The following is a 24,212-nucleotide window of genomic DNA, read 5'->3' on the forward strand; positions in this document are numbered from 1 at the left end:
GCCTCTGTTAAAAGTTGCTTTGCTTTTTGGAGATCAAGTTTAAAGGGTTGTCCCTCTTTTTCATCCAAAGCTCCAAGGTTACCAAGAGGAATAAAACTTGCACGTGGAATACCAACATCTTTGAGAAGAGTCTTACCGAGTCCTTCATAGTCAATAAGATAGCGCATCGCCAAACGCACTTTTTCATTGGCAAAAATAGGGTTTGTCGCATTAAATCCCCATATGATCATGGAGGGCGCCAAAACTTTTTCAACTTTAATATCCGTTGTTGCTTGGAGATCTGCCAAATCCTCTGGCATCAGATTACGTGCAACATCGATATCATGTTTTTCCAATAATAAACGTTGCGTTCCAGGCTCCGCGACATGGCGAATTAAAATCTTCTTCAATTTAGGCACCTCCCCCCAATAATTGGAGCTTGCACGCAACAAAATTCCTTCTCCAGGGCGCCAACTCTCTAGCTGATAAGGACCAACACAAGCAGAATGACTGGCCAAATATCGGTTTCCCATATCACCATCTTGTTCGTTTTTCATGAGTGTCTCACGATCCAGCAAGGCAGCAGTGCGATTAGTGGAAATATTGCTAAGAATGAGCTCTGCTGGATAAGGTTTATCAAATTTCATCACCACCGTTTTGTCATCCGGTGCTTGAAAAGCCTCATCAACGTTTTGTTCTGTAATCCCATATTCATTAAATGTTGCTGCATTAGACAATTTCAATTTGACAACCCGCTTCATACCCCAAACAAGATCATTGGCATTCGCAGGACGACCATCATAAAACTTTAAACCATCACGCAAGTGAAAAGTAATCACCGTACTCTGATCATCACTTGAAACATCCCAGCTCTTCGCTAACGAGGGAACCATTTTAGCCGCATCATCTGTAGCAGAAACGACTAAATTATCACAAATATTGTTAACCACTTCAATTCCATAACGGTCATTGAGTTGTGCAGGGTCAAATGTATTTATTGGATCGAGATTCCAAGCCATCACAAGCGTATCGGCGGGTGTTTTTGCTGAAACTTGTTGCACAAACATCCCCATTGCAAGAACAGCAGAAACAAAAGAACTGCCCTTTTTCAATATTTTTCTTTTCACGTTCATAGAATTTTCCTTTTAACGTTTATTGTATAAATTCTCCATGCAGCAAAACGTGCTTAATTTAAGTTTAGACGAACGATAGGCTCCTAAAGACCAAACTTTAAAATCTTCAAGAACAAGCACCTCTTGCCAATGACTCCTCTTGTCTACACTTATAAGCCAAACTAAAACATACAAAGGAAAACACTCTAATATACAATGAATGCTCACCAACAACAGAGCTTAATCACGATATCATAACGCCTACTATTGAAGACTATAAAACCTGTATTTTTTCTATCTTGTTAAGCAAGCTTGTCTCGTATTTCTTCCGGCGTTTTCTATACCATCAAAGCACTACCCCTTTTAGCTCAAGTACCTTAATAACAACGAGCCTTCATAACAATTTGACGATTTGATAAAACAGAAAAATTCGTTAGTTTGCCAAATGCAACGACTTTTATTCCTTCTTCAAAAGAAAATTTAATTTTTTCATCACTCCCCGTAAAATAACACCCTCCAAATGACATCTCATCATCTTTCAAAGCAAAAGAAAATATAAACACCATAAAAAACTGATATCCCTTGTGTACCCCCATAACAAAACTTTCCTTCAACATCGCAAAACCTTTGCACCTTTAGCACCACTAAATTCGGCGATATTTGTTACACTTCGTTTCTTTATGTTATACTCAGTTTTTTAACAAATAAATTGACCACTTTCTAATTCAGAAAAATTGAAATATCGATCTTAACATCCACTTAAATACACCTCTAATGAGAATGAAAAATATCTTTAAACGAATGTCTTGAAAAGACATTCAACAATATATCACACATTACCTATGATCTTCGGCGCATTGCAAAGCTTAAAATTTATACAATACGCCGAATATATCATGACGATGCCCTTTATCTATTGAACAGCATTGAAGACACTCTTATTTTTCAATTTTACTATAAAAAATATGTGGCGCACTATTCCAAACCCACTTTTTGATATCAGGCGTCATCGCGATAACAGTATATTTCTGAAAGATAAACGCATAAGGTCCTTTTTGCATCAATTCACGTTGTAAATCAGCATAGAGTTGTGCCCGTTTTTGCGGATCTTTTTGAAACAATGCATCCTGAACCTTTTGATTCATCGTTTCATCCAAATACCCATATTGCCAACTAGGATAGGCGGTATTTTTTGCCTCAAGCCGATTATCTGGATTATAAACAAGACGTGAAGCCATAGTATGAGGATCCGCAGAATCATTATTCCATCCGACAAAAATCGTATCAAAAGCCCGTGCATAAAGTTTAGAAAACAACTGTGTACCGGCCATCCGTTCAATTTTAAGACGCACCCCCGCCTTTGCGGCACTATCTTGGAGTGACTGAGCAAGCAACACCCTATAAGGAGCATTTGATACGAGAAAATTTGCCTCAAACCCATTCGGATAACCAGCTTCTGCTAAAAGCTGCTTAGCTTTTGCAATATCAAGTTTAAAGGGTTGCCCTTCTTTTTCATCTAAAGCCCCAAAGTTGCCAAGAGGAATAAAACTGGCCCGTGGAACACCAACACCTTTGAGAAGCTTCTTGCCAAGACCTTCATAATCTATGAGATAACGCATCGCCAAACGTACTTTTTCCTTAGCAAAAATAGGATTTGTCATGTTAAATCCCCAGTACATCATAGATGGTTCTAACACTTCTTCGATTTTAACATCTGTTGTTTTTTGCAGATCTGCAAGATCTTCAGGGGTCAAATCACGAGCAACATCAATATCATGTTTTTGCAACAACAAACGTTGTGTTCCGGGCTCTGCAACATGGCGAATTAAAATCTGCTTCAGTTTAGGCGCTTGTCCCCAATAGTGAGAGCTTGCACGCAACAAAAGAGCTTCTCCAGAGCGCCAACTTTTTAACTGATAAGGACCAACACAAGCAGCATGACTTTTCAAATACTGATTTCCAAAATCGCCATCTTTTTCATGCTTCATAATTGTCTGACGATCAAGCAAAGCTGTTGCCGGACTTGCAACAATATTATTAAGAATGAGCTCTGCTGGATAAGGCTTATCAAATTTCATCACCACTGTTTTCTTATCTGGGGCTTGCAAAGCATCATCAACATTTTGCTCTGCAATTCCATATTCATTAAAAATTGCCGCATTACCCATCTTCAATTTGACAATCCGCTTCATACTCCAAAGAAGATCATTGGCATTGGCTGATCGACCATCATTAAACTTCAAACCATCACGTAAATGAAAAGTAATCACTGTACTGTGATCATCACCTGAAACATCCCAATGTGTTGCTAAAGCGGGAACCATTTTAGCAGGATCATTTGTCGCAGTACTGACCAAATTATCACAAACATTGCGAACAATTTCACTTCCATAAACATCATTAAGTTGTGCGGGATCAAACGTACTGATTGCATCAAGATTCCAAGCCATCACAAGGGTATCAGCGGGTGTTTTTGCTGAAACTTGTTGTGCAACCATCGCCAAAGCTATAAAAGCAGAAACAAGAGAGCTGCTATTTTGTAATATTTTTTTCTTCAAGTTCATAGACTTTTCCTTTTAAAGTTTACTATATAAATTTCCCACACAACAAGCACATGCTTAATAATAAGGTTAGATGATCCATAAGCGCCTCAAACAAAGTATTATTAAAACCTTCAAACAACACCACTTACCAACCACGGACTTCTACCCATGGCTATAAGCCAAGACAAACCAAAACATGCAACAACAAACACTCTGACATACAATGAATGCTCCCCCATAACAGAGCCTATTCATGATGTCATAACGCCTACGATTGAAGACTATAAAACCACTACTTTCTCTCTTTTGTCGGGTAAGCTTGTCTCTTCTTTCCTCTCGCCTTTTTATGCCATCAAAAGACTCTTCTTTGTTAGCTTAAGCGCCTTAATAACAAAGAGCTCTACTAACAATTTGACATTTTAACAAAACAGGAAAATTCACCCATCAACCGACATGACCTCCTCCCCCTACAAGAGGAATTTTGAATTTTTCCATAATCCTCTGCCAAATAACAGCTTGTAAATTATATTTTATTTCTAAATAAAAGGAGCATGGGCTCCCCCTGATATTCCTTTACGCACCCATACATAACAAAACTTTTTTCCACATCGTATTTTTAATATCTTTGCTCCTTTAACAACACTCAATTCATTGCTTACATTTTTTCAGAAAAAAGATCTTTTCAATGCACTAAGGTTGAAATATCTAAATATAATACCTATATAAGCACACCCTTATTAGAATAGATAGTCTTTTTTTAAGTAAACTGTCTTGAAATATTATTTCTATACACGATAATAATAAGTTCGTTACAAAATCTTCAATATACTACAACTCTCACTCTGATGTGAAACATCGAAACGTTATAAAATTTCTCTACAAATTCTCGAGACGAAAGGATATCCCTTCATTTAACAAAAGAAGCGCCATGAAAATATCGCAAAAAATGCAATAAAACATGTGTATATTTCAAAAACCAGCACCGTTAACCAGACTAAGGTGATAAACTCAAAAAAGTAAGAAAAAATAAAAAAATGTTTTTCCTTTATGATAATAACATCGCTGTACTATGATAATACAATAAAAAACACGATCTTCGAAAGTATCTTAGAATGAAGCGAAAAAAAAAATTATTAAATTCTTTTCATGCGTTTCTTGGAGAAAAATTAAGCCGCGTTAGTCTAAAATTGCTTATTCTTTCATTCTTCATTGGCATCGTAATGAATTTTTTGGGATGGACACCTCGAAACCTCATACAAAAAATAGTAGATTTTTTTCAATCACTATGGGAAGCAGGATTTATAACGCTTACAAATTTCTTCCATATAACTATGACAGGAGCTATTGTTGTTGTGCCTATTTTTCTTATCTTACGAATTTTTCATAAAAAATAAAAGCCTTAACATTTTCCTTGCGTTAATCTTTTCGAAAAATCAAACGACATAAAAATCCTGTAGTAATAGCAATAATCACTGCAACAATACCGTATAAAAAACGATACTTGTGCGCTGCATAAAAAATTGTATAGGTGATATGTGCTTTAACAATTTCAAGAGTCGTTGTTGCACTATCAATAAACTGTCCATCACGAAAAAGATAAGCACGAACTTTATAATGTCCAACCGGGATATTTGCTGGCAAACGAAAATGCGCTGTGAAAAGTGTGTCAGAACCAAAACGAACCCCACCCACTTCCTCATAATAAAGGCTTTTAGCTTTTTGCAATTTTATAAGTTCATCGCGAAAGGTTTGTATTTTTTTCTGATCTTGTTCATCCGTCTGCAATGGCAAATAGAGTAATCCTAACCCTAAGCGTTTATAATCTTCAATGCTCGTAATATCGTCAATTTCACGTGTTGTGACCATAGAGTAAAAAAGAGGAACCTTTTTAAAAATAAGAGAATCTGTATTGACCCATACACCGGCATTGCGTTTTTTTTCTCGCATCACCATTGTCCGATCTTGTCCCTCTAAGCTTACAACAATATCATAACGGTTCTGTCGAGAATATAACGGATCAATATTTTCTAAAACACCAGCAATATAAAGATCACGACCAGCAAAATTTGCATCCACAGTAATCGTATTCGTTGTTACAATAATTTGGACAGTTTCGTGGTCAACTTGATCAATGAATGTAGCTGGCGTCCCAACATGTGACCATGTAGAAAAAGAAATAAAACAAAAGCAACCTGTAATGATGTATAAAGAAAATAATCTACCCATTTTTATCTCATAAGAATATCCAGAGAGAAAAGATTATCAGGGCGTATAAATAATTGAAAAGCAAGACGCATACACACAATCAACACTAAAAATGCAAGTGCCATACGCAATTGTTCAGCCTTTAACTTCCGTCCAACCCGTGTTCCATATTGCGCACCAATACTTCCTCCAAGCATTAACAAAAAAGCCAAGACAATATCAACGGACTGATTAGTCATACTTTGCAAAACTGTCGTGAAAGAAGACACAAATGTAATCTGAAAAAGTGAAGTCCCAATCACCACACTGGTTGGAACACGCAGAAGATAAATCAATGCTGGTATCATAAAGAACCCCCCACCAATTCCCATAATAGAAGACAACAACCCCACAATGAGACCAATCCCTAAAACTGGAATAATGCTAACATATATCATAGATGTCCGAAAACGCATTTTTAAGGGTAAGCGATGAATCCAATTATGTCGACCAGCAAGACGAATATTGGCTTTTCCTGCCTTACGCTTGCGCATCATATCATACCAACTTTCAACGATCATCAAGCTTCCTACACTTCCAAGAAGAATCACATAAAGAAGCGAAATCATTAAGTCTAATTGACCTAACTTTTTCAAAACAGAGAAAACCTGAATCCCGATTAAAGAACCAATCCCTCCTCCAATCGCCAAAAGAATACCAAGTTTAATATCGAGCGTACGTCTTCTAAAATGTGTAATTGCTCCTGTTACAGATGAAGCAATCATCTGGTTAGCACCTGTTCCAACAGCAATAGCAGGAGGAATATTATAAAAAATCAATAACGGCGTGATAAGAAACCCACCACCGATTCCAAAAAGTCCTGAAAAAAAACCAGCAACGACTCCCATACCAATCAAGATCAGCATATTGAGTGACATTTCAGCAATTGGTAAATAAATACTCACTTACAGAACCTTCAAGATAATTTGAGGTTTTTTTACAATTAGAGAATCCTTCTCCAATTATCCTCTTTTCCAATAATCTCTGTTGCGTGTTTAAAAGGATAATTTTAGTTGCTATAGCTTCCGCACAAACACGAATGCGCAATACATTTCACATCTATTAACATCAACATCATAAAAATTAAAAAAAACGAGCTCCTTTTAAAAAGCTATAAAAACATAACGTTATCGCTACCACAAATGCAACGGTTAAAAAACAAAGAACACCTTTTTTTAGCAAATAAGATAAAAACGACACATGTTCCCGAGACTGCGTCCTTAAAGAAGAAAAATCATTCTCAATGCAATGATTAGATGCCTGAGCACCCATCATCCCCTTTTCTTTTATCACAGCATGCTTCACTACTCCCTCAACCTTTTTAAAAGAAGATTGCAGAGCATCACTGGGCAAAGGGCTTCTATTTTCTTGCTGCAACGTATTTTCAACATTTGTTTGGAGTGAAATTATGCTGTTTTCTTTCGAATAATTTTGCACCTTTTGAAGTAATAAGCGTTCTTGATTTCCCTCACATTCCATGTGAGCAAGTTTTTGTACAACAGAATCAGGTGATTTTGAACGAGACACCCGTCGTGTTACCGCTGCTTCTTCTAAGCTTTTTTTTTCACTCTGCAAACTTTGAACAATTGTTTTAATCTGCTCTAAAGACTGGAAAAGCTTTTTTTCTCTTTGACGACGTATATAATGTTCAGCCAAAATGGCCCGACTAATATCATCTAAGTAAGATTTAAAATGCTCTTCTACCGAATTCTGCTGCATTAAAGAACGAGGCGAATGCTTCATTTGCATTTGCGCATAAACGGTGCGTAATTTTTGAGCAATATCCGACATCGTTACTTCTACAGAAGTATCCATTCTCTCTTTCTGTTCAACAAAAGAAAAGACTTTATCGTTCCTAACCTGTTTGGTCGCCTGGTCGATCGTATGACCCTTCGTATTCACAAACGCCTACCCCTCATTAACCTTTTTGAAAAGAATCGCAACAAATGATGAGAAAGTGTGCTCTATTTTAGTAAATAGAGCTTTAAGAACTTCCAAAAACTTTTTTGTTAGAAATATTTTCCCCAATCTTTATCTAAAATATTTGAAAGAAAGATCTTTAATTTTTCTGTCTTCAAGATTTGAAGAGCAAAATCATTCCCCCATTTTTATCTTTTTCACTTAATTTTTCATTGCATAAAGGACCTATTGCACCATCATAAACAAAGCATAAGAAACTAAAAAAGAATATTCTCACAAGACAGTTTGATTTTTTTACTTTTTATTCAAGCAAATAAGGCAATTATGGCAATGCAAAAATATGAAGATTGAAAATGACGACGAGAAAGTACAAGTAAACATAAAAAAGCTTATACGAAAGAGAACACAAGTTATAAATTGAGACTTCATTCTAAACAATTTGGTTTCTTATGAGTATTGCTATAAACTTGTAACATACAAACAAAGAGGATCATTATGAAGATAATTGTCGCTGTCAAACGTGTTGTTGATTATAACATCAAGATACGCGTCAAACCGGATAGTACAGGCGTTGATCTGTCTCACGTAAAAATGTCTATGAATCCTTTTGATGAGATAGCCGTGGAGGAGGCCATTCGCCAAAAAGAATCCGGTAAAATTTCAGAAGTTCTTCTTGTTTCAATTGGCCCAGAAGCAGCTCAAGAAACTCTACGAACAGGACTTGCAATGGGAGCTGATCGCGCACTTCTTGTCACAACGGATCAAACACTTGAACCCTTAGCAATTGCTAAGATTCTCAAAACCATTGTTGATGAAGAAAAACCCGACATGGTCTTTTTAGGAAAACAAGCAATTGATGACGATAGCAACCAAACAGGACAAATGCTCGCTGCTCTTCTTGGGTGGGGACAAGCAACTTTTGCCTCACATCTTAACATAGAAAATGGGCATGCTACAGTTACTCGTGAAGTTGATAATGGAACACAAACCCTTTGTCTTCCCCTTCCCATGGTTATGACCGCCGATCTACGGCTCAATGAACCGCGTTACACCTCTCTCCCCAATATCATGAAAGCAAAAAAGAAAATCATTGAACAAAAATCTCTTACTGATCTTGGCGTCGATACGAAAGCACGCTTAATAATTTTAAGCGTTGAAGAGCCAAAACCCCGTCAATCCGGTATAAAAGTGGCAAATGTAGTAGAACTTGTCAGAGCCTTAAAACAGAAGAACTGCATTTAATATTCTCACCACTAGAGTAAAAGCAACACTCACATAAAAGGGCAAAAACTTATGGCAATTCTTTTATTGGCCGATCATAATACAGAAGAAACAGCAAAAGCACTCACCGCTGCACGCGTACTCAGTAATGATATCGATATTCTGATTTGCGGAGAAAAAATTCAAACGATAGCGGAAAATAGTGCTAAACTTAATGGTGTGCGGCAAGTTCTTATTGCAAAAGCAGACTATTTAGCCCATCAACTTGCCGAGCCTATGTCAGATACAATTCTCATGTTAGCAAAGGATTATGATGTGATCATGGCAGCATCCAGCAGTACTGGGAAAAATGTGATGCCGCGCGTAGCAGCTCTTCTTGATCTTATGCAAATTTCAGATATTACCGCCATTCTTTCACCCAATACCTTCAAACGACCAATTTATGCAGGCAATGCATTTGAAACTGTACGCACCAATGATTATAAAAAGATTATAACAGTTCGCACCGCTTCTTTCACCCCAACGCCTTCCCAAAATAATTCTGCTCCCATTAAAACAATAACACCAGCTCCCAATCCAAATCTTTCTTCTTTCGTAAAAGCAGAGACAAACAAAAGTGATCGTCCTGAGCTCACCTCAGCACGTGTTATTATATCAGGCGGGCGTGGTCTTGGTTCTCAAGAGAAATTTATGGCCCTGCTTCTTCCTCTTGCAAACAAATTAAATGCTGCTTTAGGTGCCAGCCGCGCAGCAGTGGATGCAGGCTATGCTCCCAATGATTGGCAAATTGGACAAACAGGAAAAGTCGTTGCCCCTGAACTCTATATCGCCGTTGGCATTTCCGGTGCAATCCAGCATGTAGCCGGTATAATGGATGCACAAATTATTGTTGCCATTAATAAAGATGAAGAAGCTCCCATCATGCAAATTGCCGATTACACCCTTGTAGGTGATCTCCACCAAATTATTCCAGAATTGGAGAAAGCTTTATAAGCCATGAAAGCACCTCTGCATGACCAACGTGAAAGTATGGAGTTTGACATAGTCATTGTCGGAGCAGGACCTGCAGGGCTTTCTGCCGCAATTCGTTTTAAACAAATTAATCCTGAGCTTTCTGTCACAATTGTTGAAAAAGGAACCGAAGTTGGTGCACATATTCTCTCTGGCGCAGTTGTTGACCCCATTGGTATCGACACACTCTTACCAGAATGGCGAAATGATAACGACCATCCCTTTACAACCCCTGTCACACAGGACCAATTTTTTTTTCTAAAGCCTCAAAAGTCCACAGTATTTCCCAATATTTTGCACCCTAAAATCTTATCAAATAACGGATGTTATATCGTTTCGCTTGGGAGCGTCTGCCGCTGGCTAAGCAAAAAAGCTGAAGCGTTGGGTGTTGAAATCTATCCTGGTTTTGCAGCAACAGAACCCATCATCCAAAAAGATAACGGAGCTATCATTGGTGTTCTCACCGGTGATATGGGGCTTAACAAAGATGGAACCCCTGGAAAAAATTATATGCCTGGGATGGCTTTATTAGCAAAATATACTCTGATTGCGGAAGGAGCACGCGGCTCAATTGCAAAACAACTGATACAACATTTTAATCTTAGCAAAAATCGAGAACCACAAAAATTTGGTCTTGGTCTCAAGGAGCTCTGGGAAATTGCCCCCAACAAACACCAACGCGGTTTAGTACAACATTTCACTGGTTGGCCCCTAGACAATAATACCGGTGGCGGTGGCTTTATTTATCACCAAGAAAACAATATCATTTCTGTCGGTTTTGTTGTGCACTTAGATTACAAAAATCCTTATCTTTCTCCCTTTGAAGAATTTCAACGTTTTAAAACACATCCAAAACTCTATAAAATCTTTAAAGGCGCAAAACGTCTTTCCTATGGTGCACGTGTTATCAGCGAAGGAGGTTGGCAATCTGTACCAAAACTCACCTTTCCTGGTGGGGCGCTTATTGGCTGCTCTGCTGGATTTGTCAATGTTCCTCGTATCAAAGGATCACACAATGCCATCTTATCTGGCATATTAGCTGCCGATAAAATGGCTACCGCTCTTGCACAAGGGCGTGCCCATGATGAGGTTAAAGAAATCGAAGAACAGTGGCGAAAAGGGCTCATTGGCAAAGATCTTTATAAAGTGCGAAATGCCAAACCGCTTTGGGCAAAATATGGGACAAAATATGGAATTAAACTTGCTGGTTTTGATATGTGGTGGCAACAACTGTTCGGATTTTCCTTATTTAAAACACTCTCCCATGGAAAGGAAGATTATGCATGCCTTGAACCAGCAGAAAAATTTCAACCCATTTCTTACCCAAAACCAGATGGCGTTGTAACCTTTGATCGCCTTTCAAGTGTTGCCCTTTCCAATACGCATCATGAAGAAAATCAACCTTGTCATTTAAAAATAGCCTCATTAAAAAAACAAAAAGACTCTGAATATGCAATCTATGGAGGACCCTCTACACGCTATTGTCCCGCCGCTGTCTACGAATGGCTAGAGGATAATGATCATCTGACTTATATGATCAACGCTTCAAATTGCATACATTGTAAAACATGCGATATCAAAGATCCAAACCAAAATATCACTTGGATCTGTCCGCAAGGTAATGAGGGCCCCTTCTATCCCAATATGTAATTCCCCAATGTATAATCATTGTTCATTTTCCTAAAATTGAAATATACAAAACACATTGAATAAAAATATTTCCCAGATCAGAAATCTATCAATCACCTTCCTTCATACGTTCTTTCACAATGTAAAAAGAACTCTATTCTCATATAAAATACTCTCTTCACCGCATGAATTTTTTCAATAGAAAAACATAACATATTTTTATCAAAATTTTTTTATTTAAATGACAAAACAATAATAAATATATTCTTGACAATTCTGCGATAAAGGAACAGCCGCGGTTCTCGAAAACCTGAAGGAAAATAAGCCCGTTCTACTTTACCCCCTCTCCCATATGATCCAAAATGCTTTTAGCCCTCTCATAAGAAACATCAGTCGTTTTAACTAGCCAAGAGCAAAACCTACGGAGGTACAATTCAAGTTTATTTTTTCTCCTACACTTGCCAAGTAATGCTCACTCAAGAAAAACCACGAATGAATGTAGAAAAAACATTGTGAGATAAAGAGATAAAGAGCATGCTTGTTCAAGCCCTTTATAATGTTTCTACTGATAATGACACGAAAAAATCTTTAATCTCACATTAACCTTTTATTTTTGCATCAAGGATAATCGCCTTGCATCTAACCTTACCAATATACTGTAATGAATGTGTACAAATACCGTAAGAATAAGCAGATGCCAAGCCATGGAGACTATCGCTATTAGCAAAACACCTGATAAAAAACAAAATAGCTTTCATGACCACTCTATGACGCGTTTTATAGAGTTGTTTTTTTTATAAAGCTTGTGCTTTCGCTATTGCTTGTAAATCAACATCCAAATTGAACACAAGTGGTATATTTAAAAGAAAGATTAAGGTGAATGAAAGCTCTGCACGCCGTTCCAGCTTTTGTAGCTAGAGCAAAAATATTGCATATTCTATTTGAGTAATCTCTGAAACGAAAATACAGCTTCATTTAGCAAGAACATCAAATCTGAAAGGAAAAAACTGTTTTCCTCTTTACTATCATCTGTCCATTCGGTTTTAAAACTTTCAAAAGCATCACAATATCCTCTAAAAAGAAGAGATAACGTATTGTCCCCGCTTTTATTACTTACGTTTTTTTATGGGAGCATATCCTTCAGAAAAAATAAGGTATCCAAAATTAAAGCAGACTTGTGTTGTTCAGTCATGGGCTTGTTTTTAAGAGATAGCTCTCATATCAAACAATAATTTTGCGACACTATCCGAAAAAGGTATAACGCAATCCTGTGAACGAACAGTTCCATATTTATGAAATAAAAAGTACAAGCTAACAGCATTATTTTCTCTGCGATCTCCAATGAGGCGATAATCTTTGTTTTAAGGAGGTTTCAAGATGCACAAAAATGATTTTGATTAATTGACTATAAGAAGAGCTGAGATAATGTTACGATATTTAAAGCTCCTAATTAATAGGCAAAATAATAAATTTTCTATTATAAATCAAATGTTTAAGATAAAATTTAGCCTTAAACTTTTCTAAGGTACTCATTATACTGTATACTGTTAAAGCTGTAGAGAATATGAAAAAATAAAGTATTTTGCTGATAAGAGCTTATATTTGATCAAGTCAGCTGCCAGTTAACTGTATGTGTTTCAAAAGGGGCTGTTTACATTTGCTCAGAAAAACAGTTTGGATATCAATAGAATATTTGAAAAATCGGCGTTATGGAAATAATCTAAAAAGCTTAGCTTTTAAAAGAGCACAAACAAGCATGAGATTATAACATTGGGTAAAATTGTTTTTTGGTTCTCGAAGGAAAAACTTTATAGAAAATCATGGGGTAGATAGAATATTGGTTACATTTGGAATTTGTTTTACTGGAAAAAATAACGCGGATCAAAATAGATAATAATGTTAAATTAAGATATTAAATATGAAATTATCTTATTGTAGTGTAATCGATTATTCGAATAAGGTAAGCCTTTGTAATGATAAAAAATGTGCTGGTAAAAAATGAGCTAAAATGGCTTATGAGTATGGATAAAAATCTTGTGGTGAGGAGAATTTAATGAAAAGAAAAGAGCATGTGTGAAAAAGCATATTTTATAGGTGCGCATGCTTATTCTGCACCCGTTATAGAATCAGGGCTTTATCTTGTGGCAACACCTATCGGAAATCTTGCAGATATTACGCTTCGTGCTTTGCAAGTACTTGCAGGAATTGATATTTTAGCGTGTGAGGATACGCGAGTAACACGTGTTTTGTTGGAACGTTACGGTATTCAAAAAAAACCTTTTCTCTATCATGAATATAATGCGCAAAAAGCGGGTCCGAAGCTCTTAGCGGCTTTAGCAGAAAACAAAACAGTAGCACTTGTTTCAGATGCCGGAACACCACTTATTTCTGATCCTGGATTTCGATTGGTGGAAGAGGCCCGTAAAGCTGGTCATAAAATTATTCCTATTCCTGGAGCATCCGCTCTTTTAGCCGCTCTTATACCGACAGGGCTTCCTACTGATAGCTTTTTTTTTGCAGGTTTTTTGAGTGCACGAAAGCTACAGCGCCGAAAACGGTTGGAACAATTAAAAGAGATTCCAGCAACTTTGATTTTTTATGAATCACCGCATCGTCTTGTTGAAACTTTACAGGATATGGTCACTCTTTTTTCGGCTGATCGACCTGCTGCCATTTGTCGTGAATTAACAAAAAAGTTTGAAACAGTAGATGTTTCCAATTTGGGAAATTTGTTAGAAAATTACAGAAAACAAGCACATATTCGTGGGGAAATTGTTGTCCTTGTTGGAGAATCATCTTCTTCTTTAAATGTGATAAGTGATCAAGAAATTGATGAAATGCTATTAGAACGCGCACGGACACATTCTGCTGCTCAAGCGGCAGCTTTTGTTGCAAAAAAAACCGGTTTTAAAAAGCAGGAACTTTTTCAGCGATTAATCTTTTTAAAAAATGCGTAAAATGATACAAAAAAAACGCAGACAAAAGTCTTTTTATCGAGGGGTTCGTGCAGAAAAATTGGCAGCTTTGTGGCTACGTTGCAAAGGGTTTCACATTGCCGAAAGGCGTTTTAAAACAAAATGTGGAGAAATTGATTTAATTGCACGACGCGGAAATCTTGTGTTAATCGTTGAAGTTAAAGCACGTTCAACGTTGGCTGAAGCAATGGAAGCGGTTTCCCGAATGAATGAAAAGCGAATTGAGGCAGCTGCCGATATTTGGCTCGCACGGCAAAAAGATTATGCCCTTTTGTCTGTACGCTTTGATTTAATTGCAATTTTACCTTGGCGTTGGCCTCAGCATATCCCTGCATTTTTTACATCTGATCAATAAACGGCACCCCCCGTTTTAACCATATTCAATAAAAAACATTTCGTTTTTATGTGCATATGCGTTAAAAAGTGTGTAATAATTGAGCGCTATAAGGAGCGAAATATGGATGATTATGAAAAGTTTGCAACAGGTTTGCTCATCATTTTTGGAGCGCTAATTATTGGTGGTTTAATGGCAATGCATATTGTGCTTATGAATAAACCAGGTTTTTTATTTGCATTAGCCGCAGCTGTTGTTGGTTGGTTTTCTGCTTTTGCCGTTCTCTTTGACAAGCCCAAAATCTATTTGGTTTTGATTATTCTTGCTATGTTATGTGTTGCTTCTTCAATTAGCGTTTATGTTAGTTAAAACACCTGAGATGTTGATTGAAATTCCTTTTAAAATATGAAACTGAGAAATAGATAATGAGACTTGGCTTTTTGGGAACGGGTACAATCAGTGCTTCAATGGTGAATGGCTTAATGACAAGCAACTTTGATGTTTCTTCCATTATTGTTTCGCCTCGCAATGCACAAACAGCAAAGCGCCTTTCACGCACTTATGATAAAGTTATGATTGCTGAAAATAACCAAGCGTTGCTCGATGTTAGTGATTGTGTTTTTCTTTGCTTGCCCAATCAAATTGCAGAAGACGTTTTGCGCTCTCTTTGTTTTCGTCCAGAACAGCTGGTTATTTCCGTACTTGCTATGGCAAAAGCAGCAGAAATAGAAGAGTGGATTAATCATAAAGTTTATCGTGCTGTTCCATTACCTTTTGTTGCAGAATGCAAAAATTTGACACCAATCTATCCCAATCATCCCTTTTTGCGCACTTTATTTGATGCATTGGGGGGCACATTAGTGCTGGATAAGGAAGAGCAGTTTAATCTTTTTATGACAGCAGGTTCACTTATGGGAGTATATTTTAATTTTATAGAAACTGCCCATCAATGGTTTATAACACAAGGGTTAAAAAAACAGCAATCAGCAGAATTCCTTACTATGATGTTTGGAAATCTTACGGATGAAATGCGTAAAATTACAGCAACGGATCATTCTGCATTTCTCGATTTTGCACTGCTTGAAAAAGAGTTTTCAACAAAGGGTGGAACAAATGAATTTTTGTCAAATTACTTTTCTCAACAAGGGGGAAGGAATGCTTTAACAACCGCTCTTGAGGCTACTTTGCAAAAAATGAATGCTTCTAAAAAGACTTGACCAATATTTTTATCATCTCAATAAGAAAAAACTAAATGTTGAAGATGTATATCAAGAAAACTCACATCAAAAAATGCTTTTTTATGAAAAAATTGATTATTAAAATATTTTTTACAACCTTTTACAATTTTTCTAAATTATTTTTATTTTCGGTCTTCTTCTTTTTGCCTCAAGTCCAATATTTTTTTCTACCTCACAGCTCTAGCTCTTCAATTTTGTTCCCCTTCAGGTTATCCAAACGCATGAATAATTTTTTGTTTATTTAACCTATATACTCCATTCACACATTAAAACTTCCTCTTACAAAGAAGCGACTATTTTTATGTCTTTCATGATTGTGTTTTAATAAACTCTCTTATAACATCCCCCCATTCAAAAGAGTTGATTTTTTATTTGATCAACAATTTTACGATATAGTTTAGCATGCTCTTCACTAGGCTTAGCAACAAAAATAGGGATTCCTTCATCTGAAGAAAATCGTAAAGCTGCATCAAGCGGTATTTCCGCTAAGAAAGGGACTTCTCGACGTTCCGCTTCTGCCCGTGCACCACCATAGCCAAAAATATCATAGCGTTTTCCCGTATCAGGAGCGATAAAATAACTCATATTCTCAATGAGTCCTAAAATAGGAACATTAACTTTCATGAACATTTCTATTGCTTTACGTGCATCCACTAAAGCAAGATCTTGGGGCGTAGAGACAACCAACGCACCTGTTAATTGTACCTGTTGGGCAAGCGTTAATTGTGCATCCCCTGTACCGGGCGGCATATCAACGACTAAAACGTCCAGAGGCCCCCATACAACATCTCGTAACAATTGCGTTACAGCTGCCATAACCATAGGACCACGCCATACTACCGGCTTTTCTTCCTCAACCAAAAATCCCATCGACATCAATTTAAGTCCAAATTTTTCAAGAGGTTGAATCTTTTTTTCTCCAATAAGCTGTGGTTTTTGATTAACAAGTCCTGTCAAACGTGGCAACGAAGGACCATAAATATCAGCATCCATCACCCCCGTCTTGAAACCAGAATCTTGTAAAGCTAAGGCGATATTTATTGCCATCGTAGATTTTCCGACCCCTCCTTTTCCAGAAGCAACAGCAATCACATGCCGCACACCTTCTATGGGCATTTTGATCGGTAAGAGATTTGCTCTTCGACTAGGTGCTGTCTTTGTTATTTTTTCTGCTGTAAGTGTAACAACAGCAGATTTCACTCCCTCCAAAGCACATACCACCTTTTCAGCAGAACGACGCAATGATTCCCATTTTTGCACACCTCCATCAGGAACTGTAATGGAAAAGAAAACCTTACCATCAGCAATCAATATTTCTGAAAGAAGACCCAACGACACAATATCGCTTTCAAGATCTGGTCCTTTGATTGTACGTAATACGTTGCGGACAGCCTCACTTGTGATAAGATCCATGTTCTTTCCTCTCTATAAAAATACCAGCAAATATAAGCATAAGAACGAAAAATACTTACAAGGTTCATCACCTGATAATTTTCTACTTTACTCAGCATTATAAAGTATACATCTCTTATCTCTTTAAAAATATGAAACCATCCTTAAAATAAAGAAGCTCAAACATAAAATCTGCTATAAAATCCTATCAATCACGTTTGTGCTACAACCACTTTAATGAATATTCTGATAAAAATTTTGTAAAAACAAAAACTGAAAAAAACTCTTAATCTTAAAGGATATTTTAAATTGAGCATACAGTAATCAGTTACACCTTCTTTAATTCTTTAAGGCCCTAGCCATTTATGTTCTGTAGATTCAATCGTTATTTTCTAACACTCCTACAGTATTGTAAAAAGCGTTACAGATAGTTATAAGGTGTTTTGTATTCTTTCAAGAGAGAGAAAAACAATCTAAGATTGACTTTTTTTATATTTTTCCTTATGGGTTAACAGCCATATGATAGGATAAAATTGTTTATCTCGCGCATAACTACTCATAAAACGAAGATTAAGAAGGGCCGCACTCCGCGGTATTTAAATAAATGAAACGTACTTACCAACCCTCTAAACTTGTCCGTAAACGCCGCCATGGGTTTCGTGCACGCATGGCCACAGCTGGAGGACGTAAAATTATTGCTGCAAGACGTGCTCGTGGACGTAAGCGGCTTTCTGCTTAACCATTTAAATTTTCACAACCGTTGAGGATTGCTCATCGTTTCTTCGTTGTGAAACTTTTATTATGAACCTACAATGTCTGCTTGCAGGCATTTAATGAAATTGCGAAATATTCTTTTATGAAGAAAAAACATCCCTGCCGTATTCGCAAAAGAGCAGACTTTTTGGCTGTCCGTACAGGAGAAAAACGACGTGGTCCTTTATTTTTGCTCGAAGTTAAATCTCGTGAACAAACAACAGAAAGAAAAGATTCTCTTTTTGCACGTGTAGGCTTCACTGTTACCCGTAAAAACGGTAATGCTGTGAAACGTAATCGTATTAAAAGGCGCTTGCGTGAGGCCGTGAGAGTTGGTGTAACAAACCACATGGAAGCAGGAACAGACTATGTCATTGTAGCGTACCGTGATGTGTTACATGCACCTTTTACATCCTTGATTAGTGAATTAAATCGGCGAATAAAACCAAAAATAAAACATCAGCAACAACAACAAGGGTGTACGGATGGAATATAATCGCAATTTCTTTATCGCTATTGGCTTATCTTTCGTGGTGCTCATCGCATGGCAATTTCTTCATGTTGCTCCCAAACAAGCAAAGTTACAAAAACAACAAGTCATCGCACAGCAATTGTCAAAACAACAATCAGCCCTTTCTACTACCACGACAGATTTTTCTGACGATACCTCAACGTATCAAGCTACATCTATCATCGAACAGCCCATGACACCTGAAATCCGGAAAGCTGTATTGGCCAAAACAGAGCGTATTGCGATCCAAACCAATGAACTGGAAGGCTCTATTAATCTTGTTGGTGCACAATTTGATGATCTTCACCTCAAAAAATATCGTTTAACAGTCGATAAAAAATCACCGGAAATCGATTTGCTAAACCCTAAAGGTTTCAAAACGACCTACCTTGCTGAATTTGGTTTTGCAAGTGCGTCTTTGCCAGCAAAAGCCTTGCCACAATCGGATACAAAATGGCAAGTAGAGGGAAACAATACAATCCTGACTCCTTCAACACCTATCACTTTAATTTATAATAATGGACAGGGACAAATCTTCCGACGGACCCTTTCTGTTGATGATCATTTCATGTTTACCATTGAGGATTCTATCAGCAATGAAAGTGATCAACCAATACATCTCTCGTCCTATGCCCGCGTTGCACGTGCTGCACCACCAGAACATACAAATGCAACCTATTTACTTCATGAAGGTATGATAGGTATTGCTGGAGATTCGCTCAAAACTGAAAAATATAAAACCTTAGCAGAGCTTGACCCAAATCCTGATAATGGGCAAAAGAGCGTGACTTTTTCCAAAGTAACAGGAGGTTGGATTGGTATTACCGATAAATATTGGGCTGTAGCAGTTATTCCCCCGCAAAATAAAGAATATACAAGCCGTTTTATTTATTTTGATCGTTTGCAAACACATTATCAGTCTGACTTGCTAGGGTCGCTTTTAACGATTGCCCCAAATGAAACAAAAACTGTTACAAATCGTCTTTTTGCTGGTGCAAAACAAGTTGAAATTATTAATAGTTATCAAAATGACCTAAAAATCAAAAAGTTTGCTCTTTTAATTGATTGGGGCTGGTTTGATTTCATCACCAAACCAATGTTTTCCCTCATTGATATTCTTTATAAACAAACAGGGAATTTTGGTATCGCCATCCTTCTTGTCACAGTGCTCTTAAAAACTCTTCTTTTCCCTCTAGCCAATAAATCTTATAAATCTATGGCACGCATGAAGCTTTTACAACCGCGGTTGCTAGAAATAAAAGAAAAGTATCCCGATGACCAAACCAAACAACAAAAGGCAATAATAGAACTATATAAAACCGAAAAAATAAATCCCCTTGCAGGCTGTTGGCCGATGTTGGTTCAATTCCCAATATTCTTTGCTCTTTATAAAGTTCTCTATATCACCATTGAAATGCGCCATGCCCCTTTCTTTGGCTGGATTAAAGATTTAGCGGCACCCGATCCAACTTCTCTTTTTAACTTGTTTGGTCTCTTGCCATATACAACGCCAACATTTCTTATGATTGGTGCATGGCCTTTGATTATGGGAATAACGATGTTTTTACAAATGCGTATGAATCCCGCTCCTCAAGACCAAACCCAAGCGATGATATTCACATGGATGCCTGTTGTCTTTACTTTTATGCTCGCCTCTTTCCCTGTTGGTCTCGTCATCTATTGGGCATGGAACAATATATTATCAATCATTCAGCAAGGTATCATGATGAAGCGCCAAGGAGTTAAAATTGAGCTTTTTGATAATCTGAAAGCCATCTGGAGAAGATCACCCAAAAAAGAAGTGCATGAATGACAAGAGATTCTTCCCTTTCTGGAATTTTTTCTCGCAATTGGATTTTTATTCGTGGTGTACCAGCAATACGCTTTCTCCCCCCCGAAGGACCACCAGAAATTGCATTTGCAGGACGTTCCAATGTTGGAAAATCATCTTTAATCAACGCACTCGTCCAAAAAAAAAGCTTAGCACGTACCTCAAATACACCAGGACGGACTCAAGAGCTTAATTATTTTATCCCCGATGGATTCAGTGGGCAACTAGGAGACCTTCCCCCTCTAGCATTAGTAGATATGCCTGGTTATGGTTTTGCTGCTGCTCCTAAAAATCTTGTTGATGCGTGGACAAATTTGATTTTTAGCTATTTACGGGGGCGCACAACGTTAAAACGTGTATATATCTTAATTGATTCGCGGCACGGAATCAAAAATAATGATGAAGATGTTCTTGCTCTCCTTGATAAAGCAGCTGTTTCTTATCACATTGTTTTGACAAAAAGCGATAAAATCAAATCAAATGCCTTGGAAAAATTAATTATGAGCACACAAACAAAGCTTCTTAAACGCCCAGCAGCTTATCCTGAGCTTCTTGTAACCTCTTCAGAAAAAGCTATCGGTTTAGAAGAATTACGTGCTGCCATTTTGCAAACCATCGCATAAGAGAACAATTCCTAGTCATTAACAATTTATTAATTATAATTACTAGCAGCTACTAATGATCTTGTACTTCTAGTCAAGCATCTTTATAAAAATGATTACTTGAAAGAATTCTCTTCAACTCTATTTGATAGTGTAAATTATGCTGACACTTTTTCACTCTCCCCTATCCTCTGCCTCGCGCTTCATACGCCTCATTCTTGGGGAATATGGTGTAACCACTCAACTGATTGAAGAATATGAATGGGCAAGAAGACACGAATTTCTAGCCCTCAATCCCGCTGGTCATGTTCCTGTTTTTCTCGATGAACACGAGGTTCCATTATCAGGTCCTCTTGTTATCTGCGAATATTTAGACGAAACACATGGAAGTTTACGACAAGAAAATAAGCTCTTTCCAGAAAATCCTTTAGATCGTGCGGAAGTACGCCGTCTCAATGACTGGTTCTTAAATAAATTCGAAAATGAAGCAACGCGCCATATCGTACGAGAACGAATCCATAAACGTGAAATGCCACTTGCCATCGGCGGTGGTGCTCCTAATTCACAAATTTTACGCAATGCACGTGCCAATATTTTACCACATATGAACTATCTCAATTGGCTCTGTGCCTCTCGCGATAGCTTAGTCGGTTCTGCCTTATCCTATGCAGATCTAGCAGCAGCAGCTTCTATTTCTGTACTTGACTTTCTAGGGGAAATTGACTGGGAACAATCTCCTGCTGCCAAAGACTGGTATATGAGAATTAAATCACGCCCTTCTTTTCGTTCTCTTTTAACAGATCGCGTCCGCGGAATTGTTGCAAGTGCTCACTATGCAGATCTTGATTTCTAGCCTTCTCTCACAAACAAAAATAAAAGTGATATTTTATCTAAAGGATATTTATAGTTTTATGAATTTTTATGCATGCGTATAAACAATATAATAATACATTGATTTATGATCGTATTAAACAGAGAATAAAACCCATTATAATTGAATCACAAAAATCACTTTCTTATCGTATCACAAAAAAAGATTAGCACAGGAATAAAAAATATTTAAGAAAGCATTTTAACGACTCTCTTTAAATACAAGAGCTGTAGCATCATTAGAAGCTAGGCAAATAAAATAACAATACTTAACGCATGTTATCCTCAAGTCTCCCCAATATATGAAAAAACGCATTGCATAACATATATACTATTTGCTCTATAATAAAAAAATCCTCATCATGCGTTTTTACAACATAACAATTTTTTTAACTGACTTTCCTAAAAGATGAAGAATCCGACCAACTCTCGTGTGAAAACAATCCAACTTCTTGTTAGCCCCTTGTTTTTATCCCCTTTTACGTGATTTTATTTATGGATAACATATTGATATACAATAATAAATAATCGTTTTTTTACCTTAATCATCAATTCCAAATACCTTTTTCTCATTACCTTCATCACATTTAAAACAATCAAAATCGCTTTCTTATGCGTCACAAATGGAATTGGTAAATGAAAGAATATTAAAGAAAAGAATGAAAATGCCTAAGTGCCAAGAATTATTAAAACATTAAAGGCTACAAAACGTATGATAATGCTAATTTTCTCTATTTATGAAGCATAAAGATAGTGGCGCAGAATAGATGTTATATTATTCATGGATACTCTCTCGTGATACCACTCACGAGCACTATCATAAAATAAGTTTAGAAGAATTGATAAATATTTCTTTAAGAAAAGCGCATGAATTGACAACATAGGTGTATTTTGTTTGGGAGATCTTGTTTTGCATGAAGAACGCTCCCCCCTTAAAGAACGAAAGAAACAAAAGCGTAAAGTAATACACAATCTCCTTTAGGTGTCATAAGCAAACCTTACTTAGGAATATTCATCACACACTCAACGAAAAACATCTCTATTTAAATTTGTAGATCTTATATCACTTGCTCTAAACAACAGTATTTTACAGCACAACAAGATAAATTAAAGCAGGAAAAAAATTTTTCTATAAAGAAAAAGAACCATTGGAAAGAAGGCAAGAATTTGCCTATACTGCACAGTAAAGTATTATAAGGAGATAAAAATGCGCCTTACAGTTGTTGGTGCAAATGGAAGAATGGGACGTGAACTCATTACAACAATCCAGCAGAGGAGAGATGTAGAACTTTGTGCTGTTCTTGTACGCAAAGGCTCACCGTTTGTAGGAAAAGATGCCAGTGCCTTAATTGGTTCAGATTCTCTTGGGATTGGTATCACTGACGATCCCGAAAATGCCTTTTCTAATACAGAAGGTATTTTAGATTTTTCACAACCAGAAGCCAGTATTCTTTATGCTAACTACGCTGCTCAAAAAAGCCTTGTCCATATTATTGGCACCACAGGATTTAGCAAAACAGAAGAAGAAAAAATTGCAGATTTTGCGAAATATACAACAATTGTCAAATCCGGAAATATGAGCCTTGGAATAAATCTTTTAGCCAACCTTGTAAAGAAAGCCGCTAAAGCATTAGAAGCCGATGATTTTGATATCGAAGTTTATGAAATGCATCACGCTAACAAAGTTGACGCCCCTTCTGGAACAGCCCTTCTTCTTGGCCAAGCAGCAGCTGAAGGGCGCAATGTTATGCTTAAAAATGTGCGTGTCAACGAACGCAATGGTCATATAGGTAAACGCAAAAAAGGCACCATTGGCTTTTCCTGTTCACGTGGTGGGACAGTTGTTGGAGAACACAGTGTCATTTTTGCCGGCTCCAATGAGCGCATTGTTCTTTCACATACAGCGCAAGAACGCTCTATCTTTGCCAATGGCGCATTAAAAGCAGCTTTATGGGCACAAAATCATGAAAGCGGTCTTTATTCAATGTTCGATGTTTTGGGATTGAACAATGAATTTTAAACAATCAATAGAATAGAGGCAATTCAT

Annotated in this window: 22 protein-coding genes; 14 read left to right on the forward strand and 8 right to left on the reverse strand. The window is 37.1% G+C overall.

Annotated elements, in window-relative coordinates:
- From ACFINX_RS07070 to ACFINX_RS07080, 3 genes are all read right to left on the reverse strand, one after another.
- On the reverse strand, positions 1-1,112 hold a 1,112-nt coding region (locus ACFINX_RS07070; RefSeq protein ID WP_375668550.1), incomplete at its 3' end, for an ABC transporter substrate-binding protein.
- Positions 1,113-1,468: 356 nt separating this feature from the next.
- Positions 1,469-1,657, reverse strand: coding sequence for a hypothetical protein (locus ACFINX_RS07075; protein ID WP_375613875.1), 189 nt, complete (start codon positions 1,655-1,657; stop codon positions 1,469-1,471).
- Positions 1,658-2,029: 372 nt separating this feature from the next.
- Positions 2,030-3,655, reverse strand: coding sequence for an ABC transporter substrate-binding protein (locus ACFINX_RS07080; RefSeq protein WP_375651310.1), 1,626 nt, complete (start codon positions 3,653-3,655; stop codon positions 2,030-2,032).
- Between the two features lie 1,091 nt (positions 3,656-4,746).
- On the opposite strand from ACFINX_RS07080, the gene ACFINX_RS07085 reads away from it, so the two are divergent.
- Entirely contained in the window at positions 4,747-5,028 is a 282-nt protein-coding gene (locus ACFINX_RS07085) for a DUF6460 domain-containing protein (protein ID WP_375613505.1), read from the forward strand.
- 22 nt (positions 5,029-5,050) lie between these two features.
- Here the strand turns inward: ACFINX_RS07085 and ACFINX_RS07090 are convergent, their stop codons facing one another.
- From ACFINX_RS07090 to ACFINX_RS07100, 3 genes are all read right to left on the reverse strand, one after another.
- Positions 5,051-5,860 carry a TIGR02186 family protein gene (locus tag ACFINX_RS07090; protein ID WP_375613504.1) on the reverse strand — a complete coding sequence of 270 codons (810 nt, stop codon included), beginning with the start codon at positions 5,858-5,860 and terminating at the stop codon, positions 5,051-5,053.
- Positions 5,861-5,862: 2 nt separating this feature from the next.
- Positions 5,863-6,783 (reverse strand): sulfite exporter TauE/SafE family protein, encoded by a 921-nt coding sequence (locus ACFINX_RS07095; protein WP_375613503.1) that lies wholly within the window; start codon positions 6,781-6,783, stop codon positions 5,863-5,865.
- Between the two features lie 178 nt (positions 6,784-6,961).
- Positions 6,962-7,780 (reverse strand): hypothetical protein, encoded by an 819-nt coding sequence (locus ACFINX_RS07100; RefSeq protein WP_375638539.1) that lies wholly within the window; start codon positions 7,778-7,780, stop codon positions 6,962-6,964.
- A 513-nt stretch (positions 7,781-8,293) separates the two neighbouring features.
- Between ACFINX_RS07100 and ACFINX_RS07105 the strand changes: the two genes are divergently transcribed.
- From ACFINX_RS07105 to ACFINX_RS07115, 3 genes are read left to right on the forward strand one after another with little or no spacing between them, the layout of a single operon-like run.
- Complete coding sequence (locus ACFINX_RS07105; protein ID WP_375628246.1) at positions 8,294-9,040, forward strand: electron transfer flavoprotein subunit beta/FixA family protein; 747 nt, start codon at positions 8,294-8,296, stop codon at positions 9,038-9,040.
- Between the two features lie 51 nt (positions 9,041-9,091).
- Entirely contained in the window at positions 9,092-10,012 is a 921-nt protein-coding gene (locus ACFINX_RS07110; RefSeq protein ID WP_375628248.1) for an electron transfer flavoprotein subunit alpha/FixB family protein, read from the forward strand.
- Positions 10,013-10,015: 3 nt separating this feature from the next.
- A complete protein-coding gene (locus tag ACFINX_RS07115; RefSeq protein WP_375638536.1) occupies positions 10,016-11,680 on the forward strand; it encodes a 4Fe-4S dicluster domain-containing protein in 1,665 nt (554 codons plus the stop codon).
- A 578-nt stretch (positions 11,681-12,258) separates the two neighbouring features.
- Here ACFINX_RS07115 and ACFINX_RS07120 read toward each other — a convergent pair.
- Positions 12,259-12,417: a hypothetical protein gene (locus ACFINX_RS07120; RefSeq protein ID WP_375638534.1), complete on the reverse strand. Its 159-nt coding sequence runs from the start codon at positions 12,415-12,417 to the stop codon at positions 12,259-12,261.
- 1,311 nt (positions 12,418-13,728) lie between these two features.
- Here ACFINX_RS07120 and rsmI point away from each other — a divergent pair.
- The 4 genes from rsmI to ACFINX_RS07140 all read left to right on the forward strand — a co-directional run bounded on the left by rsmI (position 13,729) and on the right by ACFINX_RS07140 (position 16,185).
- The gene (gene rsmI / locus ACFINX_RS07125; RefSeq protein WP_375613498.1) at positions 13,729-14,616 is read left to right on the forward strand and encodes a 16S rRNA (cytidine(1402)-2'-O)-methyltransferase; all 888 of its coding nucleotides are present in this window, start codon (positions 13,729-13,731) and stop codon (positions 14,614-14,616) included.
- A 4-nt stretch (positions 14,617-14,620) separates the two neighbouring features.
- On the forward strand, positions 14,621-14,989 hold the full coding sequence (locus ACFINX_RS07130) for a YraN family protein (RefSeq protein WP_375613510.1): 369 nt from the start codon (positions 14,621-14,623) through the stop codon (positions 14,987-14,989).
- Between the two features lie 102 nt (positions 14,990-15,091).
- Positions 15,092-15,337 carry a hypothetical protein gene (locus tag ACFINX_RS07135; protein ID WP_375612261.1) on the forward strand — a complete coding sequence of 82 codons (246 nt, stop codon included), beginning with the start codon at positions 15,092-15,094 and terminating at the stop codon, positions 15,335-15,337.
- A gap of 56 nt (positions 15,338-15,393) precedes the next feature.
- Positions 15,394-16,185 carry a pyrroline-5-carboxylate reductase gene (locus ACFINX_RS07140; RefSeq protein ID WP_375668551.1) on the forward strand — a complete coding sequence of 264 codons (792 nt, stop codon included), beginning with the start codon at positions 15,394-15,396 and terminating at the stop codon, positions 16,183-16,185.
- A gap of 372 nt (positions 16,186-16,557) precedes the next feature.
- Here the strand turns inward: ACFINX_RS07140 and ACFINX_RS07145 are convergent, their stop codons facing one another.
- A complete protein-coding gene (locus tag ACFINX_RS07145) occupies positions 16,558-17,619 on the reverse strand; it encodes an Mrp/NBP35 family ATP-binding protein (RefSeq protein ID WP_375613496.1) in 1,062 nt (353 codons plus the stop codon).
- Between the two features lie 583 nt (positions 17,620-18,202).
- On the opposite strand from ACFINX_RS07145, the gene rpmH reads away from it, so the two are divergent.
- The 6 genes from rpmH (at position 18,203) to dapB (ending at position 24,185) form a co-directional block, all read left to right on the forward strand.
- A complete protein-coding gene (rpmH, locus tag ACFINX_RS07150) occupies positions 18,203-18,337 on the forward strand; it encodes a 50S ribosomal protein L34 (protein WP_375612258.1) in 135 nt (44 codons plus the stop codon).
- Positions 18,338-18,454: 117 nt separating this feature from the next.
- Positions 18,455-18,847 carry a ribonuclease P protein component gene (gene rnpA, locus ACFINX_RS07155; RefSeq protein WP_375612257.1) on the forward strand — a complete coding sequence of 131 codons (393 nt, stop codon included), beginning with the start codon at positions 18,455-18,457 and terminating at the stop codon, positions 18,845-18,847.
- The gene (gene yidC, locus ACFINX_RS07160) at positions 18,837-20,675 is read left to right on the forward strand and encodes a membrane protein insertase YidC (protein WP_375613495.1); all 1,839 of its coding nucleotides are present in this window, start codon (positions 18,837-18,839) and stop codon (positions 20,673-20,675) included. The genes rnpA and yidC overlap by 11 nt, the downstream gene beginning before the upstream one ends.
- On the forward strand, positions 20,672-21,316 hold the full coding sequence (gene yihA / locus ACFINX_RS07165) for a ribosome biogenesis GTP-binding protein YihA/YsxC (protein ID WP_375613494.1): 645 nt from the start codon (positions 20,672-20,674) through the stop codon (positions 21,314-21,316). The genes yidC and yihA overlap by 4 nt, the downstream gene beginning before the upstream one ends.
- A gap of 139 nt (positions 21,317-21,455) precedes the next feature.
- Entirely contained in the window at positions 21,456-22,148 is a 693-nt protein-coding gene (locus tag ACFINX_RS07170) for a glutathione S-transferase family protein (protein ID WP_375612254.1), read from the forward strand.
- A 1,224-nt stretch (positions 22,149-23,372) separates the two neighbouring features.
- Positions 23,373-24,185, forward strand: coding sequence for a 4-hydroxy-tetrahydrodipicolinate reductase (gene dapB / locus ACFINX_RS07175; RefSeq protein WP_375613493.1), 813 nt, complete (start codon positions 23,373-23,375; stop codon positions 24,183-24,185).
- Positions 24,186-24,212 lie beyond the last annotated feature (27 nt).

This window comes from Bartonella sp. AP36NXGY (assembly GCF_042195865.1).
Taxonomy (GTDB): Bacteria; Pseudomonadota; Alphaproteobacteria; order Rhizobiales; family Rhizobiaceae; genus Bartonella.